Source organism: Chimaeribacter californicus (assembly GCF_002858675.1).
Lineage (GTDB): Bacteria > Pseudomonadota > Gammaproteobacteria > Enterobacterales > Enterobacteriaceae > Chimaeribacter > Chimaeribacter californicus.
In genome coordinates this window covers 262,193-285,370 of the sequence record NZ_PJZF01000002.1, presented here as the reverse complement: position 1 = coordinate 285,370, position 23,178 = coordinate 262,193, and the positions used below count along the sequence as shown (strand labels likewise).

Here is a 23,178-nt window from a genome sequence, read left to right as displayed (position 1 = left end):
AAAATAATCACATTTGCCGGGCAGTTATCCGGTTCACCTTTCATAATCCTGCACGATTTTGGGCTGTGACGCGGAAATCCGTTCTCTTCTGAATGTGACTATTATAACATCGCCGCCAGGGATTGTGGCCGCCCTTTGCCCTGGGCGGCATTCGTGCATCGGGCCGCAGTGCCTGGTGTACACTCATCATCATGGTCACTTTCTGAGCATTAAGCGATTATCCTGTGATGTCTGTCACAGTTAATCTAAACGCGTTACAATTGGCTTTAAGATTTTGTGAATCAGAACACATAAGCGTCCCCTGTGCTCATGGTTCAATAGCCGGTACTGGCCTGGTATTTACCGGCTAGCGCGGTGAGAAGGAACTCAACCGCGGCCCGCTTTTCAGGCAGGCCGCGGCCTCTTCATGGAACCAAGTCCGCTCGCCAACCTGTAAAACGCGTTGCCCATGAAATCTCAGAAGTGATCGTGGCCATCAGCAACGAAAATGTTGGAGAGTCATATGACCGATTTAACCGCCGCAGCGCAACGCGCGCTGAGCCTCATGGATTTAACCACCCTGAACGAAGACGATACCGATGAAAAGGTGATCGCGCTGTGCCGCCAGGCCAAAAGCCCGGCCGGCAACACCGCTGCCATCTGTATCTACCCGCGTTTCATCCCGGTGGCCCGCAAGACCCTGCGTGAGCAGGGAACCCCGGATATCCGCATCGCGACCGTCACCAACTTCCCGCACGGCAATGATGACATCGACATCGCGCTGGCTGAAACCCGCGCCGCTATCGCCTATGGGGCGGACGAAGTGGATGTGGTGTTCCCGTATCGCGCGCTGATGGCCGGCAATGAGCAGGTCGGCTTTGAGCTGGTGAAAGTCTGTAAAGAGGCCTGCGCCGCCGCCGATGTGCTGCTGAAAGTGATCATCGAAACCGGTGAGCTGAAGCAGGACGCGCTGATCCGCAAAGCCTCCGAGATCGCCATCAACGCCGGGGCTGACTTCATCAAAACCTCTACCGGCAAAGTGCCGGTGAATGCCACGCCGGAAAGCGCAGCGCTGATGATTCAGGTGATCCACGATCTGGGCGTGGGTGACCGCGTGGGCTTCAAACCGGCCGGTGGTGTGCGTACCGCAGAAGACGCCGCTGAGTTCCTGGCGATTGCCGATCGCATCATGGGCGCAACCTGGGCCGATGCGCGCCATTTCCGCTTTGGTGCCTCAAGCCTGCTGGCCAGCCTGCTGACCACGCTCGGCCACGCCACTGCGAAAAGCAACGGCGGCTACTGATCTGAATGCCGCACCGGCAACCGGTGCGGCCCTGTTATTTGCTGCGTCATGCAGGGGGACACCTTGTTTCTGGCACAAGAAATTATTCGAAAAAAACGGGACGGCCAGCCGCTGACGGAAGAGGAGATTCGTTTCTTCGTCAACGGTATTCGCGACAACCAGGTTTCAGAAGGGCAGATCGCCGCACTGGCGATGACAATTTACTTCCATGACATGAGCATGGCCGAACGCGTGGCGCTGACGATGGCGATGCGGGATTCCGGTACCGTGCTGAACTGGGCAGAGCTGGGGCTGAACGGCCCGGTAGTGGACAAACACTCCACCGGCGGCGTCGGTGATGTCACCTCCCTGATGCTCGGCCCGATGGTGGCGGCCTGCGGCGGCTACGTGCCGATGATCTCCGGGCGCGGCCTCGGTCACACCGGCGGCACGCTGGACAAGCTGGAGGCGATCCCGGGGTTTGACATTTTCCCGGATGACCAGCGTTTTCGCGCCATCATTAAAGAGGTCGGCGTGGCGATTATCGGCCAGACCAGCTCGCTGGCCCCGGCAGACAAACGCTTCTACGCGACGCGTGACATCACCGCGACCGTGGACTCGATTCCGCTGATCACCGCGTCGATTCTGGCGAAAAAACTGGCCGAAGGGTTGGATGCGCTGGTGATGGATGTCAAAGTGGGTTCCGGCGCGTTTATGCCGACCTATGAAGAATCAGAAAAGCTGGCGCAGTCGATTGTCAGCGTGGCGAACGGGGCCGGGTGCCAGACCACCGCGCTGCTGACGGACATGAACCAGGTGCTGGCTTCCAGCGCCGGGAACGCGGTCGAAGTGCGCGAAGCGGTGCGCTTCCTGACCGGCGATTACCGCAACCCGCGCCTGTATGAAGTGACCATGGCCCTGTGCGTGGAGATGTTACTCTCGGGCGGGCTGGCGAAAGATGACGCCGAGGCCCGCGCGAAATTGCAGGCCGTGCTCGACAATGGCGCGGCGGCAGAGGTATTTGGCCGGATGGTGGCTGCCCAGCGCGGCCCCACCGATTTTATTGAGCACTATGACCGTTACCTGCCGGCGGCAACGCTGAGCAAACCGGTGTATGCGATGGAAAACGGCATTATCAGCGCGATGGATACCCGCGCGCTGGGCATGGCCGTGGTGGCACTGGGCGGCGGCCGCCGCCGGGCCAGCGACACCATCGACTATAGCGTCGGCCTGACGTCCATGGCGCGCCTGGGCGACCGGGTAGACACCCGGCAGCCGCTGGCGATGATCCATGCCGCCAGTGAAGAGACGTGGGAGCAGGCGGCGGCGGCCGTCCGCGCCGCGGTGACGCTGGGCGGGCACGCCCCTGAGGCGACGCCGGTCGTCTGCCGGCGCATCCGGGCGTAATGGTCATCCTTTAGCACCCTCTGTGGCCCGGCTTTCAGCCCGCCGCAAAACGCGTGAAATACGCAGGAGAGCAGAATGAAACGTACTTTTATCATGGTTTTAGACTCTTTCGGTATTGGCCACAGTGCTGATGCGGAGAAATTTGGCGACAAAGGTTCCGACACGCTGGGCCACATCGCTGAAGCCTGTGCGCGCGGCGACGCCGACGTCGGCCGCAAAGGGCCGCTGACCCTGCCGAACCTGAGCCGCCTTGGCCTCGGCAAAGCCGCCGAAGCCTCCACCGGCACCTTCCCGGCCGGGCTGGATGAAAAAGCGGACATCATCGGCGCGTATGCCTACGCCAGCGAACTCTCTTCCGGCAAGGACACGCCGTCAGGCCACTGGGAGATCGCCGGGGTGCCGGTACTGTTTGACTGGGGCTACTTCAGCGACACCGAAAACAGCTTCCCGCAGGAATTGCTGGATAAACTGGTGGCGCGCGCCAACCTGCCGGGCTACCTCGGCAACTGCCACTCTTCCGGTACCGTGATCCTCGACCAGCTCGGCGAAGAGCACATGAAAACCGGCAAGCCGATTTTCTACACCTCCGCGGACTCCGTGTTCCAGATCGCCTGCCACGAAGAGACCTTCGGGCTGGAGAAGCTGTATGAACTGTGCGAAATCGCCCGTGAAGAGCTGACCGAAGGCGGCTATAACATCGGCCGCGTGATTGCACGCCCGTTCATCGGCAACAAGCCGGGTGAATTCCAGCGCACCGGTAACCGCCACGATCTGGCCGTTGAGCCGCCGGCTCCGACCATCCTGAAAAAACTGGTGGACGAGAAGGGCGGTAACGTGGTCTCCGTGGGCAAAATCGCCGACATCTATGCGCAGGTCGGCATCACTAAAAAAGTGAAGGCTACCGGGCTGGACGCGCTGTTTGACGCTACCGTGGCCGAGATGAAGCAGGCGGGCGACAACACCATCGTCTTTACCAACTTTGTTGATTTTGACTCCTCCTACGGCCACCGCCGTGACGTGCCGGGGTACGCGGCTGCGCTGGAGCTGTTTGACCGCCGCCTGCCGGAGCTGATGGAGCTGGTCGGCCCGGATGACATGCTGATCCTCACCGCCGACCACGGCTGTGACCCGACCTGGAGCGGCACCGACCACACCCGCGAGCACATCCCGGTGCTGATCTACGGCCCGAAAATCAAACCGGGCTTCCTCGGCAAGCGCGATACCTTTGCGGACATCGGCCAGACCGTCGCCAGCTACTTCGGCCTCTCGCCGATGGAATATGGCAAATCGATGCTGTAACCTTTGCCTGCGCCGCCTCCGGGCGGCGCTTTTTTACCGATGATTAACGCCACAACTGGCAGAATAAGGAATGAATTATGGCTACGCCGCATATCAATGCTGAAATGGGTGATTTTGCAGACGTGGTACTGATGCCGGGCGACCCGCTGCGTGCCAAGTACATCGCTGAGAACTTCCTGGACGATATCCGCCTGGTGAACGAAGTGCGCGGGATGCTGGGCTACACCGGCACCTATAAAGGCCGCCGCATCTCCGTGATGGGTCACGGCATGGGCATCCCGTCCTGCTCCATTTACGCCAAAGAGCTGATCACCGAGTTCGGCGTGAAGAAGATCATTCGTGTCGGCTCCTGCGGCGCAGTGCGCAGCGACGTGAAACTGCGTGACGTGGTGATCGGCATGGGTGCCTGCACCGACTCCAAAGTCAACCGCCTGCGTTTCAAAGATCATGACTACGCGGCGATTGCGGACTTCGACATGGTGCGCAATGCGGTAGACGCAGCGAAAGCCAAAGGCGTCCCGGCGCGCGTCGGGAACATCTTCTCCGCTGACCTGTTCTACACGCCGGACCCGCAAATGTTCGACGTGATGGAAAAGTACAACATCCTGGGTGTTGAGATGGAAGCGGCCGGCATCTACGGCGTGGCCGCCGAGTTCGGCGCAAAAGCGCTGACCATCTGCACCGTGTCTGACCATATCCGCACCCACGAGCAGACCACCGCCGAAGAGCGCCAGACCACGTTCAACGACATGATTGAAATTGCGCTGGAATCTGTGCTGCTGGGCGACCAGGAATAATTTTTCCTGCCTTCAGCAAAAAGCGCCCTGCGGGGCGCTTTTTTTGTGCCAGATTTTTCTATTCACCTTTTTCTTTATCGCTGATTCAGCACATTGTAAAAACAGCGGTTTTTACAGGTGACAGCGCTTTTTTTCTATTCAATAATCTATTCATCTTAGTATTCTCTGCGGCAGAAAACGATGCCTGATTCTTTGTTACGTCATGAAACCGCCACGGCAGCGCAGCTTACGGCTCACCTGGGTATCAGCCAGCCCACTCTGTCACGCCGGTTGCGGGCGCGTAAGGATATTCTGGCCTTTGGTAAGGGGAAATCGACGCGCTACGCCTTGTTGCGACCGGTAAACGGCCTGACGCAATTCCCTTTATACCGTATTAATGAGCAGGGGCAGGCGGCGCACTGGGCGACGCTTTACCCCATCTGGCCTCAGGAGAGCTGTGTGGTGTATGACATGGCGCGGTCAGCCTGGCAGCACTATGAGGGATTGCCGTGGTATCTGTATGATATGCGACCGCAAGGCTTTCTAGGCCGCGCCTGGGGGCGGCACTGTGCGGCCTCACTGGCCTTACCGGATGATATTGCCCGCTGGAGTGACACTCAGGTGCTCATCGCCTTGGCAAACGGTATAGAGGATACGCCGGGGGATAAGGTGCTTGGCGAGGCGAGCTATCAACGCTGGCTGACACGGCAGCTGCCGGAGCCGGTGCTGCGTGCGGATAAAAGAGTTCGTTACCGTGAGTTGGCCGAACGTGCGCTGGCAGGCGATCCCGTGGGTTCTTCCGCAGGCGGGGAGCAGCCGAAATTTACCTGCTGGGCGGAAACCGGTGCAGGGTTGCGTCATGTGCTGGTCAAATTTACCCCGGCTCAGCACAACGAAAACAGCGCGCGCTGGGCCGATCTGCTTCAGGCGGAGCATCTGGCGCTTGAGGTGTTGCGGCAGTTTGGCCTGTCGGCAGCGGAAAGCTGCCTGCTGCACGGCGATAACGGGCAAACTTTTTTAGAGATGGTGCGTTTTGACCGGGCCGGGGCAGAGGGGCGCAGGGGCGTTGCCTCCCTGTTGGCCGTTGACGCGGAATTTATCGGCCAGGCCAACCTGAACTGGGCACGGGCGGCGCAATCCCTGGCTCAGGGCGGTTATATCACGGCAGAAACGCGCCACCATATTGAGGTGTTGTATGCGTTTGGTCGGTTGATTGCTAACAGTGATATGCATCAGGGGAATTTCTCCTTTTTGCATCCTGATACCTTTCCGCTGGTGCCGGCCCCGGTGTATGACATGCTGCCGATGGCGTTTGCCCCGTCCCGGCAAGGCGATATGCGTCACGCCGCGCCGGATATCACCCTGACAGCGGAGGTCAGCCGCCAGGTCTGGCAACAGGCACAGGAGATGGCGCAGGTTTACTGGCAGAGACTGAGTGAGTCGCCCGGCGTGAGTGAGCGCTTCAGGCAATTGGCCGGTGACATGCTACGGCAGACGGAAAAGTGGGAAGCGCAGATTTTCCGTATGGCCTGACTTTCTGTATGAATTGACTTGCCGCCCATGAAAAAGCGCCCCACGGGGCGCTTTTTTTGTGCTCAGGATTTGCCCGGCGGCGTCTCTTCTGCCGGTTCATCCTTCTCTTTCAGCGGGGTGCTGGCGGTGAGCAGGAAGGGGGACTGTTGCCAGCGGCTGCGGCGGTGCTGCAACAGGGTGCGCGCCAGGATAATGCCGATCGCCAGCGCCAGCAGCATCATCAGGCGCAACAGGTTGGTGGTGTTATCGACCTGCTTCGATTCGGTGGCCAGCACGTGGGTATCCAGCGTGATGCGCAAAAAGCCGCTCGGGTCGGCGCGGTCGCCCACCGGTTCCACAATCTGGTGGTTGAAGTAGCTGCCGGCGCGCTTGCCGTCCAGCGCCAGCCGGTCACGCACCGGCACCGTTTCACCGGCATGCGCCACCAGTGAGCCGTCAAGCTGGTAAACGGCGGCATCCAGGATGCGGCTGTTGTCATCCGTGAGCCGGGTGAGCAGCGCGTTTATCTTGTCGCTGTCCACGTTATCATTGTCATTATCCATCAGGGGGGCCAATGAATAGGCCACCTGCCGCGCCAGCGTCTGCGCCAGCTCCTCCGTCTGTTCTGAGCGCGCCATCTGGTGGCTCAGGCTGAAGTAGGAGGCACCCTGCATCAACCCCACCAGCAATGCCACGCAAATCAGCACGATAACCGTGCGGTGCAGGCGGAACGTAAATTTGGCTCGGGCCATGCCATTTCCTTCAGGGGGATTTCATCAGTTTAATGTTGCCAGAAGCAAGGGCGATAGGATAGCTTGATGCGGCGTTTTAACGAGAGCCACGTTCGCCGTGCCCTGTGGGCTGCCTGCTTTCCGCTTTATCAGTTAAATCCATGCCTGATCGTTTTGCATAATGAATACGTCGGCACTATCAACCCAGTTTATCATGACCCCTCTGCACCCCTACAGGAGTTAACGATGTCTACCAGTCTGACCTATTGCGATCTTCCGGCGGAGATTGATCAATGGCCGGGGCTTCCCCTTTCATTAAGCGGCGATGAAGTGATGCCGCTTGACTATCGCGCGGGCCAGACCGGTTGGCTGCTGTACGGCACCACGCTGGACAAGCAGACCGTGACCCGTTTCCAGCGTGAATTGGGTAACGCGCTGGTGATTGTCAGCGCCTGGTGCATCGGGAATTGTTGCGTAACCCGCATCGCCGGTACCCTGACGCCGGAGATCGCCGCGCTGGCAGACAGCTACCAGTTGGACGTCGCGCAGCTCGGCAAATTGCCGGACCTGCGTATGCCGGGCCTGCTGGTGATGGACATGGACTCCACCGCCATTGAGATTGAGTGTATCGATGAGATCGCCAAACTGGCGGGCGTGGGCGAGCAGGTGGCGGAAGTGACCGAGCGGGCGATGCGCGGTGAGCTGGATTTCACCGCCAGCCTGCGCCAGCGCGTCGGCACGCTGAAAGATGCCGATGCCAACATCCTCAAAACCGTGCGTGACCGCCTGCCGCTGATGCCGGGGCTGACTGAGCTGGTGACCCGCTTACAGGGCTTCGGCTGGTATGTGGCGATTGCATCCGGCGGTTTTACCTACTTTGCCGAACACCTGCGTGACAACCTGGGCCTGACGGCGATTGTGGCGAATGAGCTGGAGATCCGTGACGGCAAGCTGACCGGTAATGTGCTGGGGCCGATTGTGGATGCCCAATACAAAGCTGACACGCTGACCGCGCTGGCAGAAAAGCTGGAGATCCCGCCGTCCCAGACCGTGGCCATCGGTGACGGGGCCAACGACCTGCTGATGATTCAGGCCGCCGGGCTTGGGTTGGCGTACCATGCCAAACCCAAAGTCTATGCGCAGGCGCGCGTCTGCATCCGCCATGCGGATCTCACCGGCGTATTGTGTGTATTGAGCGGCAGCTTCCGCGACGGCATTTAAAGACTGGTTATTTATACAGTTAACGGGGTATAATCGGGGCTTGTGTGGCGCAGGTAATGTGCCGGTTCCCAGGACGCCCCGGCGTCATAAAACGGTGAGGTAGGCTGTGGCTAAAGCTCCAAAACGTGCGTTTGTCTGTAATGAATGTGGTGCGGATTATCCGCGCTGGCAGGGGCAGTGCAGTGCCTGCAATGCCTGGAATACCATTACGGAAGTGCGTGTGGCCGCCTCATCCTCCTCGTCGGCGCGCACCGAGCGCTTCAGCGGCTATGCCGGTGATGCCGGCATCAGCAAGGTGCAGAAACTCTCCGACATCAGCCTGGAAGAGTTGCCGCGCTTCTCCACCGGGTTCAAAGAGTTTGACCGCGTACTGGGCGGCGGCGTGGTGCCGGGCAGTGCCATCCTGATCGGCGGCAGCCCCGGTGCCGGTAAAAGTACCCTGCTGTTGCAGACGTTGTGCAAGCTGTCAGAAAACATGAAAACGCTCTACGTCACCGGCGAGGAATCCCTCCAGCAGGTGGCGATGCGCGCCCACCGCCTCGGCCTGCCTACCGCTAACCTCAATATGCTCTCTGAAACCAGCATCGAGCAGATCTGCCTGATCGCCGAGCAGGAGCAGCCGAAACTGATGGTGATTGACTCCATCCAGGTGATGCACATGGCGGAGATCCAGTCCTCGCCCGGCAGCGTGGCGCAGGTGCGGGAAACCGCCGCCTACCTGACCCGCTTCGCGAAAACCCGCGGCGTGGCGATCGTTATGGTGGGCCACGTCACCAAAGATGGCTCGCTGGCCGGGCCGAAGGTGCTGGAGCACTGCATCGACTGTTCGGTGCTGCTGGACGGCGACGCCGACTCCCGCTTCCGCACCCTGCGCAGCCACAAAAACCGCTTCGGCGCGGTGAACGAGCTGGGCGTGTTCGCCATGACTGAGCAGGGGTTGCGCGAAGTGAGCAACCCATCTGCCATCTTCCTCAGCCGCGGCGATGAGATCATGTCCGGCAGTGCGGTGGTGGTGATCTGGGAAGGTACCCGGCCGCTGCTGGTGGAGATCCAGGCGCTGGTGGATCACTCAATGATGGCCAACCCGCGCCGGGTGGCAGTGGGGCTGGAGCAGAACCGACTGGCGATTCTGCTGGCGGTGCTGCACCGTCACGGCGGGTTGCAGATGTCCGATCAGGATGTGTTCGTCAACGTGGTGGGCGGGGTGAAGGTCACGGAAACCAGTGCCGACCTCTCGCTGCTGCTGGCGCTGGTCTCCAGCCTGCGTGACCGGCCATTGCCGCAGGATCTGGTGGTGTTTGGTGAAGTGGGCCTGTCCGGCGAAATCCGCCCGGTGCCGAGCGGCCAGGAGCGCGTCTCGGAAGCGGCCAAGCACGGCTTCAAGCGTGCCATTGTGCCGCACGCCAACGTGCCGAAGAAATTGCCGCCTAATATGCAGGTGTTCGGCGTCAAAAAGCTGGCGGATGCGCTGTCTATCCTCGACGAATTGTAATGCCGGCGCTTCAACGTCGCCGTGGTTGTGATAGGGTGGTTTAATGCCCTGAACAAGAGGATCGGCGATGTCGCAGTTTGATTACCTGAAGGCTGCCATTAAGCATAAGGGATGCACCCTTCAGCAAGTGGCTGACGCCAGCGGAATGACCAAAGGCTATTTAAGCCAACTCCTTAATGACAAGATAAAAAGCCCCAGTGCGCAGAAGTTACAGGCGCTGCATCACTTCCTGGGGCTGGAGTATCCGCATCGCGAGAAAAAGATCGGCGTGGTGTTTGGTAAATTTTACCCACTCCACACCGGCCATATCTACCTGATCCAACGCGCCTGTAGCCAGGTGGATGAACTGCATATCGTGATGGGCTTCGACGAGCCGCGCGATCGCCAGCTGTTTGAAAACAGTTCGATGTCCCAACAGCCCACGGTGAGTGACCGCCTGCGCTGGTTGCTGCAAACCTTCAAATACCAGAAAAACATCCGCATCCACGCTTTTAATGAAGAGGGCATGGAGCCGTACCCGCACGGCTGGGACGTCTGGAGCCGCGGCATCAAGGCGTTTATGTCCCAACAGGGCATCGAGCCGAACACCATCTACACCAGCGAAGCGCAGGACGCGTCGCAATACCGCGAGCACCTGGGCATTGATACGGTGCTGATTGACCCGCAGCGATCCTTTATGAGCATCAGCGGCACGCAGATCCGCCAGAACCCGTTCCGCTACTGGGATTACATCCCGACAGAAGTGAAGCCGTTCTTTGTGCGCACCGTGGCGATTCTGGGCGGCGAGTCGAGCGGTAAATCGACGCTGGTCAATAAGCTGGCCAACATCTTCAACACCACCAGCGCCTGGGAGTATGGCCGTGATTACGTCTTCTCCCATCTGGGCGGTGATGAGATGGCGCTGCAATATTCTGACTATGACAAGATCGCGCTGGGGCAGGCGCAGTACATCGATTTCGCAGTGAAATACGCCAACAAAGTGGCGATCATCGACACCGATTTCGTCACCACGCAGGCGTTCTGCAAAAAGTATGAGGGGCGGGAGCACCCGTTTGTGCAGGCGCTGATTGATGAGTACCGGTTTGATCTGGTGATCCTGCTGGAGAACAACACGCCGTGGGTGGCGGATGGCCTGCGCAGCCTGGGCAGCTCGGTGGACCGGCAGAGCTTCCAGCAGCTGCTGGTGGAGATGTTGGACAAAAATAACGTGGCGTTTGAACACGTAGACTCGGCGGATTATGACCAGCGTTTCCTGCGCTGTGTCGCGCTGATCCAGCAGTTGCTGGGTATGCCGCGCTGACCCGGCCCTAAAGCCTGCACGAAAAAAAGCCCGCATCGCGGGCTTTTTTATCAGGCCAGAGGGGCGTTTACTTGGCGATCTTTTTGTACTTGATGCGTTTTGGCTCCAGGGCGTCGGCACCCAGGGTACGCTTCTTGTACTCTTCGTATTCGGTAAAGTTACCTTCGAAGAACTCCACCTTGCCTTCATCCTGGTAGTCGATGATGTGGGTGGCGATACGGTCAAGGAACCAGCGGTCGTGCGAGATCACCATCGCGCAGCCCGGGAACTCCAGCAGGGCGTTTTCCAGCGCGCGCAGGGTTTCGATGTCCAGGTCGTTGGTCGGTTCATCGAGCAGCAGCATGTTGCCGCCAACCTGCAACAGCTTCGCCAGGTGCAGACGGCCGCGCTCACCGCCGGAGAGTTCACCGACGCGTTTGCCCTGATCCACACCCTTGAAGTTGAAGCGGCCGACATAGGCGCGGCTTGGCATCTCAAAGTTGCCGATGCGCATAATGTCCTGACCGTTGGACACCTCTTCCCACACGGTTTTTGAGCCGTCCATGCTGTCACGGAACTGGTCAACAGAGGCCAGCTGCACGGTTTCGCCCAGCGTGATATTGCCGCTGTCCGGCTGTTCCTGATTGGAGAGCATGCGGAACAGGGTCGATTTACCGGCACCGTTCGGGCCGATGATGCCGACAATCGCCCCTTTCGGCAGCGCGAAGCTCAGGTCATCAATCAGCAGGCGATCGCCATAGGATTTGCTGAGGTGCTCAACTTCCAGCACTTTGTCACCCAGGCGCGGGCCAGGCGGAATGAACAGCTCGCTGGTCTCGTTACGCTTCTGGTACTCAACGCTGTTGAGCTCTTCAAAGCGGGCCAGACGCGCCTTGCCTTTGGACTGGCGGCCTTTGGCCCCCTGACGCACCCACTCCAGCTCTTTCTCAATGGATTTGCGGCGGGCCGCTTCCGCAGAGGCTTCCTGCGCCAGACGCTGATCTTTCTGCTCCAGCCAGGAGGAGTAGTTGCCTTCCCATGGGATGCCTTCGCCACGGTCCAGCTCCAGGATCCAGCCGGCGACGTTGTCGAGGAAGTAACGGTCGTGGGTAATCGCCACCACGGTGCCTTCGTAGTCATGCAGGAAGCGCTCCAGCCAGGCCACGGACTCGGCGTCCAGGTGGTTGGTCGGTTCGTCGAGCAGCAGCATGTCCGGCTTTTCCAGCAGCAGGCGGCAGATCGCCACGCGGCGGCGCTCACCCCCGGAGAGGTTGCTGATTTTGGCATCCCACGCCGGCAGGCGCAGCGCATCGGCGGCGCGCTCAAGCTGGTTGTCGAGGTTGTGGCCATCATGGGACTGGATAATCGCTTCCAGCTCGCCTTGCTGTTTCGCCAGCTTGTCGAAGTCAGCTTCCGGATCGGCGTAGGCGGCATAGACCTCGTCCAGGCGGGTCAGGGCGTTTTTCACCTCAGCCACCGCTTCCTCGATCGATTCGCGGACGGTCTGCTCCAGGTTCAGCTGCGGCTCCTGCGGCAGGTAGCCGATTTTGATGCCGGGCTGCGGGCGCGCTTCGCCTTCGATGTCTTTATCGATGCCTGCCATGATGCGCAGCAGGGTCGATTTACCGGCACCGTTCAGGCCCAGCACACCAATTTTGGCGCCGGGGAAGAAGCTGAGGGAGATGTTTTTCAGGATATGACGCTTCGGCGGAACCACTTTGCCGACGCGATGCATGGTATAGACGTATTGAGCCACGTTGAATTGAGCCTCTTTATCAGACCGGGTATTGGAATTCGGCTGCGGAGTGTAGCCCGTTTCCGGGCGCGATAACAGCCGAACGCATTGACCACCCAGTATAGCGTGGATGGCCGCCGGTTACCGCCGCTAAACGCGCAGCGAATGCCGCGCAACGCACAACCCTGGGCTTTTTACCGGCGCTTACCGGCCGGTGACCTGAATACCGCTGGTGAGCTGCCCGGCCAGCCGGGCAACATGGTGGATCACCTGGTTATTCAGGCAACCGACTTTGCGCCGGATATTGCCTTTATACAGTGACACGGTTTTTTGCTGGATATTCAACTGCCGGGAAATCACCGGGGTCGGCTGGCCGGCCATCCACATGTCGAGCACCTGGGATTCCGACCGGCTGAGCAATAACGGGGTGAGATCAATCTCTTCCACGTTGTCCGGCGTGGGCGCCGTCGGCAGGCACTGGCGCAGCAGCGGGTAGAGGGTCTGCGATCGGGCCGATTTGGAGAGGATCACGATATTACGGCGGAGTGGGACAAATTCCCGGTAATTCGCCTGTTCGTAGTCAATCAAAATCACAAACTGGGTATCGGGATAATTTTTAATGATCTGTCTGAATTGCGCCGGGTTGCGGGAGAAACAGCAGTCATTAATAAAGACGGCGTGCGGCATCATCATGCCGATATTATCCCGCAGCGCGGAAAGGGTTTTTATTGTGAGTATGTCCCGCGCCTCCAGGCCCATATCAAGCAGGGTCGTGGAAAGGGCCAGCCGGGTAAAATGGCACGGATCTACAATAATGGCAGACATAGTAATTCCATGTAATGTCAGGGGAGCGATAAAAACGCGCCAGGGTTATCCATCCACGATAATAGGCAGGCGGGTTGATTAACCGGCCATGCGAGCAGTAATAGGGCAGGCCTGCCGCACTTGTAAAGTGGGCAGACCCGGATTGAGACAACCTGACGCCAGATTGAGACGTTATGAACGATCGCTGGTCAGATCAGCGGCCGGCGGCACCGGTTTTTTGATGCGTTCCAGCAACCATTTTTCCAGCTCGACGACCAGGAAGATCCCGGCACCGGCCAGCAGCGTCATCCCCCAATACGTGAGCGGCAGTGGCACCGTGCCAAACAGGGTGTTCATAAACGGCAGATAGAGAATGGCCAGTTGCAGCACCAGCAGAATACCGGACACCACCCACAGGGCGCGGTTGGCAAACATCCCCCGGTTGAGGGCAAAGCCCTGCAGGGTGCGGCAGTTAAACATGTAGGCCCACTGGGCGGTGACCAGCATCTGCAACAGCACGGTACGGATGAATTCCGGTGTGTAACCCCGGGGTTGCAGCCAGGCTTCCAGCAGGAAGGCGGAACAGGCGATCAGCGCGCCGACAAAGCCGATGCGCCAGATCCCGTGCAGATCGATCACATGGCGGCGTGGATCGCGCGGGCGGCGCTGCATCACATCGCGCTCGGCCGGTTCAAACGCCAGCCCGAAGGCGAGGGTGACGGAGGTCGCCATGTTCATCCACAGGATCTGGATCGGCGTCAGCGGGATCAGCGCACCGGCCAGAATTGCGATCACAATCAGCAGCCCCTGGGCCAGGTTGGTCGGCAGGATAAACAGGATCGTTTTCCGCAGGTTGTCATAGACCCGGCGGCCCGATTCCACCGCACGGGCAAGGGTGGCGAAGTTATCATCGGTGAGTACCATATCCGCCGCCTCCTGGGTGACTTCCGTACCCTTGATGCCCATCGCGATGCCGACATCCGCCTGTTTCAGGGCCGGGGCGTCATTTACGCCGTCACCGGTCATGCCGACCACTTCCCCACACTGTTGCAGGGCGCGCACCAGCCGCAGCTTATGCGCCGGGCTGGTACGGGCGAAGATGTCATACTGCTGGGCCGCGCCGGCCAGCGCGTCGTCACCCATATGTTCCAGCTCTGCGCCGGTGATCGCCGCTGAGCCGTCCCCGATCCCCAGCATCGCACCGATCGCCATAGCGGTATCCGGGTGATCGCCGGTGATCATCTTGACGCGGATCCCCGCCTGCCGGCAGGTGGCGATGGCCTCGATCGCCTCCGGCCGCGGCGGGTCCATCATGCCGGCGATGCCGAGGAAGATCATGCCCTGATGCAGCGCTGCGTGATCGAGCGGGGCCGCGTCCGGCGTGGCCGGTTTGCTGGCGGCGGCGAGCATCCGCAGCCCCTGGCGGGCATAGCGCGCCATTTCCTGCTCCCAGAATCCGCGTTCAAACGGCACCACGCCCGCCTCGGTGAGCTGGTATTCGCACAGGGAGAACAGCACATCCGGCGCGCCGGTCAGGAAGATGCGGTCTTCTCCGGCCAGCTGATAATGGGTCGCCATGTATTTATAGGCAGAATCAAACGGGATCTTATCCACCAGCCGCGTCGTGGTGTGGGCCACGCCGGCTTTGGCGGCCAGCACTTTCAGCGCCCCTTCGGTCGGCCCGCCGGTGATCGTCCAGTGGCCGGCCTGATCCAGCGCCAGCTGACTCTCATTGCAGAGATCGACCGCCGACAGAAAGGCGGAAAGCACGGCGTCATGCTGAAGGTCCGCCGGGCGGCCGCACACCTCATGCACAATCTCCCCCTGCGGCGCATAGCTGTCGCCGCTGACGCGCCATTGGCTGTCTGCCAGAATAACGGCGTTGACCGTCATTTCGTTGCGCGTCAGGGTGCCGGTTTTGTCCGAGCAGACCACCGTCATCGCGCCCAGCGTCTCCACCGTGGGTAGCTTGCGGATAATGGCATGGTTGCGCGCCATCGCCTGCACGCCAAGGGAGAGAATAATCGAGATAATCGCCGGCAGCCCCTCCGGTACGGCAGCCACCGCCAGGCCGATCAGCGCCAGCAGCAGCTCACCCAGCGGCATATCCCGCAGGATAAAGGCAAAGAGGAACAGGAAGGCCATCATCAGCAGGATCAGGCCGAGAATGCTGTTACCGAGCCGGTCCATCTGTTGCAGCAGCGGCGTGCGCCGGGCTTTTGCTTCGCCCATCATCTGGCTGATATGGCCCAGTTCGGTGGCTTGCCCGGTGGCTACGACCACACCGGTCGCGCTGCCGGCGCTGACCAGCGTGCCGGAAAACAGCATATTGGTGCGATCGCCAATGCCTGTCTCGCGCGGGATCGGTGCGCAGCGTTTCTCTGCGGCAACTGACTCCCCGGTCAGGATCGCTTCGTCGATACGGAGATTATGGGCTGCTATCAGGCGCAGATCCGCCGGGACTTTATCCCCCGGGCGGAGCTGAACGATATCGCCTGGAACCAGCTCATCCGCATCAATCGCCTGGCTAAGGCCCTCACGCATGACCCGTGCCCGGCTGGAGAGCATCAGCCGGATGCCCTGAAGCGATCGTTCGGCGCTGCTTTCCTGAAGGTAGCCAATCAACGCGTTGATCACGGCCACCGCCAGGATAACCGTGGTATCCACCCAGTGGCCCATCACCCCGGTGACCACCGCCGCCGCCAGCAGGATGTAGATCAATACATCATTGAAATGCAGCAGAAAGCGCAGCCAGGCCGGTTTGCGCGGCGTGGTGGGCAGGGTATTGCGCCCGTGCCGCGCCAGCCGGTCATACGCTTCCTCAGCAGTCAGGCCGGTTTCGCGGCTGTGAAGCTGTGCCAGCACCTCATCGGCGCTGCGCTGATACCAGGCGGGTGGCTGGTTTACGGAAGTATCAGAGGGGGGAGTGGGGGTCATCGCCATGAGGTCGTGCTCCTGAAAGAGAAAGGTGAAAGAAAATAACGGCAGGGCACACAGCGAAAATAAAAACCATTAATAAACGAGGGGTAAACAAACAGGGAATTTAAAATTTAAATAACGTGCTGATTTTTTTATTAACGTTTAATTAATACTATTTACCTGTCGCTGGGCTTAAATTAATCATGCGATGAATTTATCCCTGCAAAATTATTTGGAGGCGTGATGTTAAATGACCTGTTTTCCCGCGCCTTGATCTGGATTAATAAAAAACCGCACCGCGCTTATTTATTCGCCCGGCCGTTGGCGGTTTCGGCCTGTGCCATGCCGGGCAGAGAAAGGGAAGCGTGGGCGGCCCGCCTGGTGCGGCGCGTGTAAATTTTGTGGCTTTACCGGGTGCGACCTTCAATTTTAGCGATGAATAGATTAGCGTTACTGTTAGCCGGCACGGCAAGGGGCCAGCAGGGCGGCCGGCAGAGAATACGCGCAGCGGGGAAGATTCACCCGTTCGCCGACACACAGCGAGGATAAGAGCAAGTATGGTCAAGGTGGACAAAAAAGGGGTTCTGGTGGTGGGCGTGTGGCTGGCAATCTTGGCCGGGAGCGCCCATGCCGATTCGCTGGATGCCCAGCGGCAGCGCTACCAACAGATCAAACAGGCCTGGGACAGTAAGCAAATGGATACCGTCTATCAGCTGATGCCGACGCTGCAGGATTATCCGCTCTATCCCTACCTTGAGTACCGCCAGCTGACGGAGGATCTCGGCACGGCCGTCTCAATGCGGGTGTCGGCCTTTATCAAGGCGAACCCGACGCTGCCGCCTGCACGGTCGCTGGCATCGCGCTTCGTTAATGAGCTGGCGCGGCGTGAGGACTGGCGCGGCCTGCTCGCCTTCAGCCCGGAGCCGCCGAAACCGGTCGCGGCCCGCTGTAACTACTACTATGCCAAATGGGCAACCGGCCAGCAGCAGGTGGCCTGGGACGGTGCCAAAGCGATCTGGCTCTCCGGGAATACGCTGCCGGGCAGTTGCGATAAGTTGTTCTCCGTCTGGCAGCAGGCCGGCAACGTTACCCCGATCACTCTCCTCGCACGCATCGGCCTGGCGATGAAAGAAGGCAACAGCAATCTGGTTAACTTCCTGGCGAAACAGTTGCCGGATGATTACCAGACCATGGCCACCGCGCTGACGACGCTGCAAAACGATCCGGACAGCGTGGAGAGTTTTGCCCGTACCGTGGGGCCGACCGATTTCACCCGGCAGGCGGTGACGGTGGCCTTTGAACGCGTGGCGCGTGAGGATGCGGAAAATGCCCGCTCCATGCTGCCGGTGATCGCCCGGCTGCAAAAGATGAGTGACAGTGAAAAGCTGGCGCTGGAAGAGGCGATTGCCTGGCGGCTGATGGGCAACGACGTTACCACGGAACAGGCTGCCTGGCGTGACAGCGTAATTCTGCGCGGCCACGCGACCGCGTTACTGGAACGCCGCGTACGTATGGCGCTGGGCGCGGGCGACCGGCAGGGGCTGGCGGTGTGGCTGAACCGGTTGCCGGAGGAGGCGCAACAGAAAGATGAGTGGCGCTATTGGCGCGCCTCGGTACTGATCGATCAGGGGCGCCGCAGTGAAGGCGAGGCGATTCTGCGTTCTCTGATGCAGTCGCGCGGCTTCTACCCGATGGTGGCGGCGCAGAAACTCGGCGTGCCTTATGCCATCAAGGTGGAGCCTTCCGCCGCACCGGATAGCCGCACTGCGGCGCTGCCGGGCATCGCGCGGGTGCGTGAGCTGATGTACTGGGGCATGGACAACCTGGCGCGTACTGAATGGAGTTATCTGGTCGCCAGCCGTGATAAAACCGAGCAGGGGCAACTGGCGCGTTACGCCTTTAATCAGGGCTGGGCTGACCTTAGCGTCCAGGCGACGATTACCGGCAAACTCTGGGATAACCTGGAAGAGCGCTTCCCGATGGCCTGGGTGCAGGAGTTCCGCACCAACACCGAAGGGAAGGGGATCACACCGAGTTACGCGATGGCGATTGCCCGCCAGGAGAGCGCCTGGAACCCGAAAGCCCAATCGCCGGTGGGGGCGGCCGGGCTGATGCAGGTGATGCCGCGCACCGCCGAGCATACGGTGAAAATGAGCAATATTCTCGGCTACTACAACAGCAGCCAGCTGCTTGACCCGCAGACCAATATCCTGATCGGCACCAGCTACCTGGAGTACGTTTACCAGATGCTTGGCCGTAACCGCATCCTCTCCTCCGCCGGGTATAACGCCGGGCCGGGGCGGGTTACCACCTGGCTGGAGAACAGCGCCGGGCGGGTAGATGCAGTGGCGTTCATTGAAAGTATTCCCTTCTCTGAAACCCGTGGATATGTTAAAAACGTGTTATCATATGATGCGTTTTATCGCTATTTCATGCACCGGCCGGCAAAAGTGCTGACCGACGCAGAGTGGCAGAGGCGTTATTGATTTTTACTGGGTTATGGTATGCTGCTGTACTAGTTAAATAGTATGGCAGCAGATTATGGCGCAATTAATCCTTAACGACCCGGCTCTTTCCCAACAAGGCAATGAAGACTGGCTGCGTTTTGTCGCGCTGCTTCAGCAGGCGTTTGCCGAAAACCGGCACCCGCAGCTGTTGCAGCTGTTCCTGACCCCTGACGAGCGCACCTCGCTGGGCACACGGCTACGGATTATTGAAGAACTGATGCGGGGCGAACTGAGCCAGCGTGAGCTGAAAGGGGAGCTGGGGGTCGGCATCGCGACCATTACCCGAGGCTCCAACAGTTTGAAAAGCGCCACGCCTGAGCTTAAACAGTGGCTGACCGAACAGTTGCTCGACGGCCCGGCCTGATCAGTGCGTGCGGCGGCGTTGCTGGTAGACCTCGTTATGGAACGGGGCCAGTGCCAGCACCAGCGCCTGATGGTAAACGCGGGTGCGGCTCAGCACCCCGGCGGTAAACAGGCCGATGGCACCGCCCCGGCGTTTTACATCAGCAATGCCGCTGAGTTTGGCCATTTCATCCCCGAGTTCGCTGCCCTGGCGGATCGCCTGCAGGATAATCTCCGGCAGCATCAGGCTGGCAGATCGTGATTCCCCGCGCTGGTGCATGTTTTCGATCACCATCCACGCGAAGGTCATCTCCTCTTCAATCCCGGCTTCAATACCGACCCAGAAATCCGCTTCCGGGCGAACCTGACGGGCTGCAATCACCCGGTGACGCGCCCCGGTGCGGGTTTCCAGATTACCCATAGGTTGGGCAGGCACTCCGCTGTCGACCTCTATGCCTTCAACACGGATTGTACCCGCACCAAAAATGTCTTCAAAAGCCAGTTGGACAGCCTCGATTTTGGCGGGATTAGTTGTTGCGGCGACCACGTGATACATAAAGATTTCAGCATCCTTTGGTAAATTTCACGCAGTATAACGGAAAACACTCATGCTACAGGTATATCTTGTTCGCCACGGCGAAACCGTATGGAATGCGGCGCGCCGCATTCAGGGGCAGTCAGACAGCGCATTAACTGCTAAGGGTGAGCTGCAGGCCCGGCAGGTGGCGCAGCGCGCCCAGTCGCTCGGCATTACCCATGTGGTGGCCAGCGATCTGGGCCGCGCCCGCCGCACCGCAGAGATTATTGCGGATGCCTGTGGCTGCCCGGTTATCCTTGAACCGCGCCTGCGCGAACTGCACATGGGCGTGCTGGAGGAGCGGGAGATCGACAGCCTGACGGCTGAAGAGGAGACGTGGCGTAAGCAGATGGTAGACGGCACGCCGGATGGCCGCATTCCGCAAGGCGAGTCGATGACGGAACTGGGCGCGCGGGTGCGTGAGGCGCTCGACAGCCTGCTGGCATTGCCGGCAGGCAGCGTGCCGCTGGTGGTCAGCCACGGTATTGCGCTGGGCTGCCTGCTGGGCACCATCATCGGCTTACCGCCCTATGCAGAACGCCGGTTGCGGCTGCGCAACTGCTCAATTTCCCGCGTGGATCATCAGCAAAGCCCGTGGCTGGCGCCAGGCTGGATTGTAGAGAGTGCGGGCGATGTATCCCATCTGGACTTGCCCGCCCTGGATGAACTCCAGCGTTAACGCCGGATCGGGATCAGGTAATCACACGCCACTTCTTTGAGGGGGCGTGTGGCCAGATCGCCTTTCGGGTAGAAGCGCTCAATATCGTAGCCTTTGCGGCGGGTCATTTTCAGCAACGGCAGACAGGTGCCGTACAGCATCAGGATAAAGTCCTGGAAGGCGCTGGTCGGCCCCTCGTAATGGAACATGGCGTACTCGCCGCCCTGCAACATCACCGGTTGCCCCTCCTGTACGCTCTCCGGCACATGCTCCGGCAACAGGGCGGTGGTATAAAACACCTCCTGCTCATCATCTTTTTCCTGGCTCGGGCGTGAATGGTGCAAACCATACAGTACCGGCGGCAAGGCAGAGACCTGGCCCAGGAACTGGCCCCAGAATTGCGAGCGCAACTCGGTACGGAAGGTGGAGAGCTGCTCAAGGGTGCAGGTATAACTTTGCGTCAGGCCCACCAGGTGTTGCTCCGGCAGGGAAACATATTCCGGTTGCGGCAGCGGCAGGTTATCGAGCCGGATCGGCGGGCAGATGCCATAAGAGTGCCAGTCTTCCGCGCGGCGATAGAGCGCCGGCGTCTGGGCAAACTGCTTTTTGAAGGCGCGTGTAAACGTCTGCTGGGAGTCGAAGCGGTATTGCAAGGCGATATCAAGGATCGGGCGGCTGGTCAGGCGAAGCGCGACCGCTGCCTTGGAAAGACGACGTGCACGGATATAAGCACCAATCGCATTCCCTGTAACATCCTTGAACATACGTTGCAGGTGCCATTTGGAATACCCGGCTTTGGCTGCCACATTGTCAAGGGATAACGGCTGATCAAGGTGGCTTTCCAGCCAGCTAAGCAGATCGCGAATAATTCCGGCTTGATCCATGGATCGTCCTCATTGAACTAAGATTGGCGCAACTAATTTGACGCCGCATGATAGCAACATTTTCAGGTTAACACTTCTGGAGAATTTTTTGCCCGCACGTGCTATTGCAGGGTAAAAATGTAGAGAATGATCTGTTTTTGTGAGCACGGTGTCGAAATGGCAGTGAGAAGCCGACCACATTACTTTATGTTAAAAGGGAGTAAGTAAATGAAAATAAGCTGGTTAATTTGTTGCAGTCTGCTGTTAGGCGGGATGGGCGTTGCGCAGGCTGAACAGGTCGGGGAAGTGGATACCGTGTTTAAGCTGTTTGGACCGGACCACAAAATTGTGGTGGAAGCTTTCGATGATCCGGACGTCAAAAATGTCACCTGCTATATCAGCAGGGCAAAAACCGGCGGGATCAAAGGCGGACTGGGCCTGGCGGAGGACACCTCTGATGCGGCCATCTCCTGCCAGCAGGTTGGCCCGATTGAGCTGAGCGATAAAGTCAAACAGACGCAGGATAAAGGCGTCGTGGTGTTCCAGAAGCGCACCTCGCTGATCTTCAAGAAGCTTCAGGTTGTGCGTTTCTATGATGAAAAGCGAAATGCCCTGATCTACCTGACCTATTCAGACAAAGTGGTGGACGGCTCGCCAAAAAATGCCCTGAGTGCTGTACCGATTATCCCGTGGGGCGGGCGATAACCCATAAAAAAGCCAGCGCATGCGCTGGCTTTTTTGTGTACGGCAGAGGGTGACGCTTCCTGGACTTATTCTTCCAGATCACCACAGAAACGGTAACCTTCACCGTGAATGGTGGCGATGATTTCCGGTGTATCCGGCGTGGACTCAAAATGCTTACGGATACGACGGATGGTGACATCCACCGTACGGTCGTGCGGTTTCAGCTCACGGCCGGTCATTTTTTTCAGCAACTCACCGCGGGTCTGGATCTTGCCCGGGTTTTCGCAGAAGTGCAGCATGGCGCGGAATTCACTGCGCGGCAGCTTATAGTGATCGCCCTGCGGGCTTATCAGCGAGCGGCTGTTGATGTCCAGTTCCCAGCCATTGAAGCGATAGCTCTCTACCAGACGGCGCTCTTCACCGGTGCTCGCCAGGTTCATGGTACGGGAGAGCAGGTTACGGGCGCGGATAGTCAGTTCGCGTGGGTTGAACGGTTTGGTGATGTAATCATCCGCGCCGATCTCCAGGCCCAGGATCTTATCCACTTCATTATCACGGCCGGTCAGGAACATCAGGGCGACACTCGCCTGTTCGCGAAGCTCACGGGCTAACAACAGGCCATTTTTCCCTGGCAGGTTGATATCCATGATAACGAGGTTAATGTCATTTTCAGACAGGATCTGGTGCATCTCCGCACCGTCATTGGCCTCATAGACCAGGTAGCCTTCGGCCTCAAAAATGGTCTTTAATGTATTACGAGTGACCAACTCGTCTTCGACGATCAGGATTTGCGGGGTCTGCATGTTTGCTACCTAAAATTGCCAACAAATAGAAAATAGGAAGTACAGAAGTCTTTGTTCTCATGGAGCTGTCTGCGGCACTGACCGTCAACTCACCTTACTGCCCGACTAAAGTACGTAAACTCGTTCTTGATGCACTTTCCATCAACGTCAACAACATCGCCAGTCTGGTTGGGGAAGATACGCTAACCGCGCCAGGGAACCAAAAGAGGCGCACATCCTAGCCCCATTAACAGCAATATAACAGTGTGTATCGAATTTACCACCCAACAAAACTACGCTTTGTTGACATATATCAAATTCAATTGTAG

The 23,178-nt window shown here is 59.2% G+C and carries 20 protein-coding genes; 13 read left to right on the top strand and 7 right to left on the bottom strand.

All coding sequences use genetic code 11. From position 1 onward, the window contains the following. The first annotated feature begins 502 nt into the window (after window positions 1-502). From deoC to yjjJ, 5 genes are all read left to right on the top strand, one after another. Window positions 503-1,282 carry a deoxyribose-phosphate aldolase gene (gene deoC, locus CYR55_RS04275; RefSeq protein ID WP_101815028.1) on the top strand — a complete coding sequence of 260 codons (780 nt, stop codon included), beginning with the start codon at window positions 503-505 and terminating at the stop codon, window positions 1,280-1,282. 63 nt (window positions 1,283-1,345) lie between these two features. Further along, window positions 1,346-2,668 carry a thymidine phosphorylase gene (gene deoA, locus CYR55_RS04270; protein WP_101815027.1) on the top strand — a complete coding sequence of 441 codons (1,323 nt, stop codon included), beginning with the start codon at window positions 1,346-1,348 and terminating at the stop codon, window positions 2,666-2,668. A 75-nt stretch (window positions 2,669-2,743) separates the two neighbouring features. Beyond that, on the top strand, window positions 2,744-3,967 hold the full coding sequence (deoB, locus tag CYR55_RS04265; protein WP_101814910.1) for a phosphopentomutase: 1,224 nt from the start codon (window positions 2,744-2,746) through the stop codon (window positions 3,965-3,967). 77 nt (window positions 3,968-4,044) lie between these two features. Further along, window positions 4,045-4,764 carry a purine-nucleoside phosphorylase gene (deoD, locus tag CYR55_RS04260; protein WP_072928645.1) on the top strand — a complete coding sequence of 240 codons (720 nt, stop codon included), beginning with the start codon at window positions 4,045-4,047 and terminating at the stop codon, window positions 4,762-4,764. Window positions 4,765-4,944: 180 nt separating this feature from the next. Next, window positions 4,945-6,276: a type II toxin-antitoxin system HipA family toxin YjjJ gene (gene yjjJ / locus CYR55_RS04255; protein WP_101814909.1), complete on the top strand. Its 1,332-nt coding sequence runs from the start codon at window positions 4,945-4,947 to the stop codon at window positions 6,274-6,276. 62 nt (window positions 6,277-6,338) lie between these two features. Here yjjJ and CYR55_RS04250 read toward each other — a convergent pair whose 3' ends face one another. Then, window positions 6,339-7,007 carry a YtjB family periplasmic protein gene (locus CYR55_RS04250; RefSeq protein ID WP_101814908.1) on the bottom strand — a complete coding sequence of 223 codons (669 nt, stop codon included), beginning with the start codon at window positions 7,005-7,007 and terminating at the stop codon, window positions 6,339-6,341. A 225-nt stretch (window positions 7,008-7,232) separates the two neighbouring features. On the opposite strand from CYR55_RS04250, the gene serB reads away from it, so the two are divergent. The 3 genes from serB to nadR all read left to right on the top strand — a co-directional run bounded on the left by serB (window position 7,233) and on the right by nadR (window position 10,999). Beyond that, entirely contained in the window at window positions 7,233-8,207 is a 975-nt protein-coding gene (serB, locus tag CYR55_RS04245) for a phosphoserine phosphatase (protein ID WP_101814907.1), read from the top strand. A 106-nt stretch (window positions 8,208-8,313) separates the two neighbouring features. Beyond that, complete coding sequence (gene radA, locus CYR55_RS04240) at window positions 8,314-9,699, top strand: DNA repair protein RadA (protein ID WP_101814906.1); 1,386 nt, start codon at window positions 8,314-8,316, stop codon at window positions 9,697-9,699. Between the two features lie 67 nt (window positions 9,700-9,766). Continuing rightward, entirely contained in the window at window positions 9,767-10,999 is a 1,233-nt protein-coding gene (gene nadR / locus CYR55_RS04235) for a multifunctional transcriptional regulator/nicotinamide-nucleotide adenylyltransferase/ribosylnicotinamide kinase NadR (RefSeq protein WP_101814905.1), read from the top strand. A gap of 67 nt (window positions 11,000-11,066) precedes the next feature. Here the strand turns inward: nadR and ettA are convergent, their stop codons facing one another. From ettA to CYR55_RS04220, 3 genes are all read right to left on the bottom strand, one after another. Then, window positions 11,067-12,734: an energy-dependent translational throttle protein EttA gene (ettA, locus tag CYR55_RS04230; protein ID WP_101814904.1), complete on the bottom strand. Its 1,668-nt coding sequence runs from the start codon at window positions 12,732-12,734 to the stop codon at window positions 11,067-11,069. 183 nt (window positions 12,735-12,917) lie between these two features. Continuing rightward, window positions 12,918-13,538, bottom strand: a complete 621-nt coding sequence (gene rcsA, locus CYR55_RS04225) for a transcriptional regulator RcsA (RefSeq protein ID WP_101814903.1) — start codon at window positions 13,536-13,538, stop codon at window positions 12,918-12,920. A 171-nt stretch (window positions 13,539-13,709) separates the two neighbouring features. Then, a complete protein-coding gene (locus tag CYR55_RS04220) occupies window positions 13,710-16,460 on the bottom strand; it encodes a cation-transporting P-type ATPase (protein ID WP_193852584.1) in 2,751 nt (916 codons plus the stop codon). A gap of 219 nt (window positions 16,461-16,679) precedes the next feature. On the opposite strand from CYR55_RS04220, the gene CYR55_RS23485 reads away from it, so the two are divergent. The 3 genes from CYR55_RS23485 (at window position 16,680) to trpR (ending at window position 19,307) form a co-directional block, all read left to right on the top strand. Next, entirely contained in the window at window positions 16,680-16,832 is a 153-nt protein-coding gene (locus tag CYR55_RS23485; RefSeq protein ID WP_165699522.1) for a hypothetical protein, read from the top strand. A gap of 161 nt (window positions 16,833-16,993) precedes the next feature. Continuing rightward, window positions 16,994-18,922 (top strand): murein transglycosylase, encoded by a 1,929-nt coding sequence (gene sltY / locus CYR55_RS04215; RefSeq protein ID WP_101814902.1) that lies wholly within the window; start codon window positions 16,994-16,996, stop codon window positions 18,920-18,922. Window positions 18,923-18,977: 55 nt separating this feature from the next. Next, on the top strand, window positions 18,978-19,307 hold the full coding sequence (trpR, locus tag CYR55_RS04210; RefSeq protein ID WP_101814901.1) for a trp operon repressor: 330 nt from the start codon (window positions 18,978-18,980) through the stop codon (window positions 19,305-19,307). Here trpR and yjjX read toward each other — a convergent pair whose 3' ends face one another. After that, window positions 19,308-19,841 carry an inosine/xanthosine triphosphatase gene (gene yjjX / locus CYR55_RS04205; RefSeq protein WP_101814900.1) on the bottom strand — a complete coding sequence of 178 codons (534 nt, stop codon included), beginning with the start codon at window positions 19,839-19,841 and terminating at the stop codon, window positions 19,308-19,310. Window positions 19,842-19,893: 52 nt separating this feature from the next. Between yjjX and gpmB the strand changes: the two genes are divergently transcribed. After that, window positions 19,894-20,541, top strand: a complete 648-nt coding sequence (gene gpmB / locus CYR55_RS04200; RefSeq protein ID WP_101814899.1) for a 2,3-diphosphoglycerate-dependent phosphoglycerate mutase GpmB — start codon at window positions 19,894-19,896, stop codon at window positions 20,539-20,541. Here the strand turns inward: gpmB and robA are convergent. Continuing rightward, on the bottom strand, window positions 20,538-21,404 hold the full coding sequence (robA, locus tag CYR55_RS04195; protein WP_101814898.1) for an MDR efflux pump AcrAB transcriptional activator RobA: 867 nt from the start codon (window positions 21,402-21,404) through the stop codon (window positions 20,538-20,540). The genes gpmB and robA overlap by 4 nt on opposite strands. Before the next feature lie 207 nt (window positions 21,405-21,611). On the opposite strand from robA, the gene creA reads away from it, so the two are divergent. Next, window positions 21,612-22,088 carry a protein CreA gene (creA, locus tag CYR55_RS04190; RefSeq protein ID WP_101814897.1) on the top strand — a complete coding sequence of 159 codons (477 nt, stop codon included), beginning with the start codon at window positions 21,612-21,614 and terminating at the stop codon, window positions 22,086-22,088. Between the two features lie 65 nt (window positions 22,089-22,153). Here creA and arcA read toward each other — a convergent pair whose 3' ends face one another. Next, window positions 22,154-22,870 (bottom strand): two-component system response regulator ArcA, encoded by a 717-nt coding sequence (gene arcA / locus CYR55_RS04185; RefSeq protein ID WP_072928659.1) that lies wholly within the window; start codon window positions 22,868-22,870, stop codon window positions 22,154-22,156. Window positions 22,871-23,178: the final 308 nt, after the last annotated feature.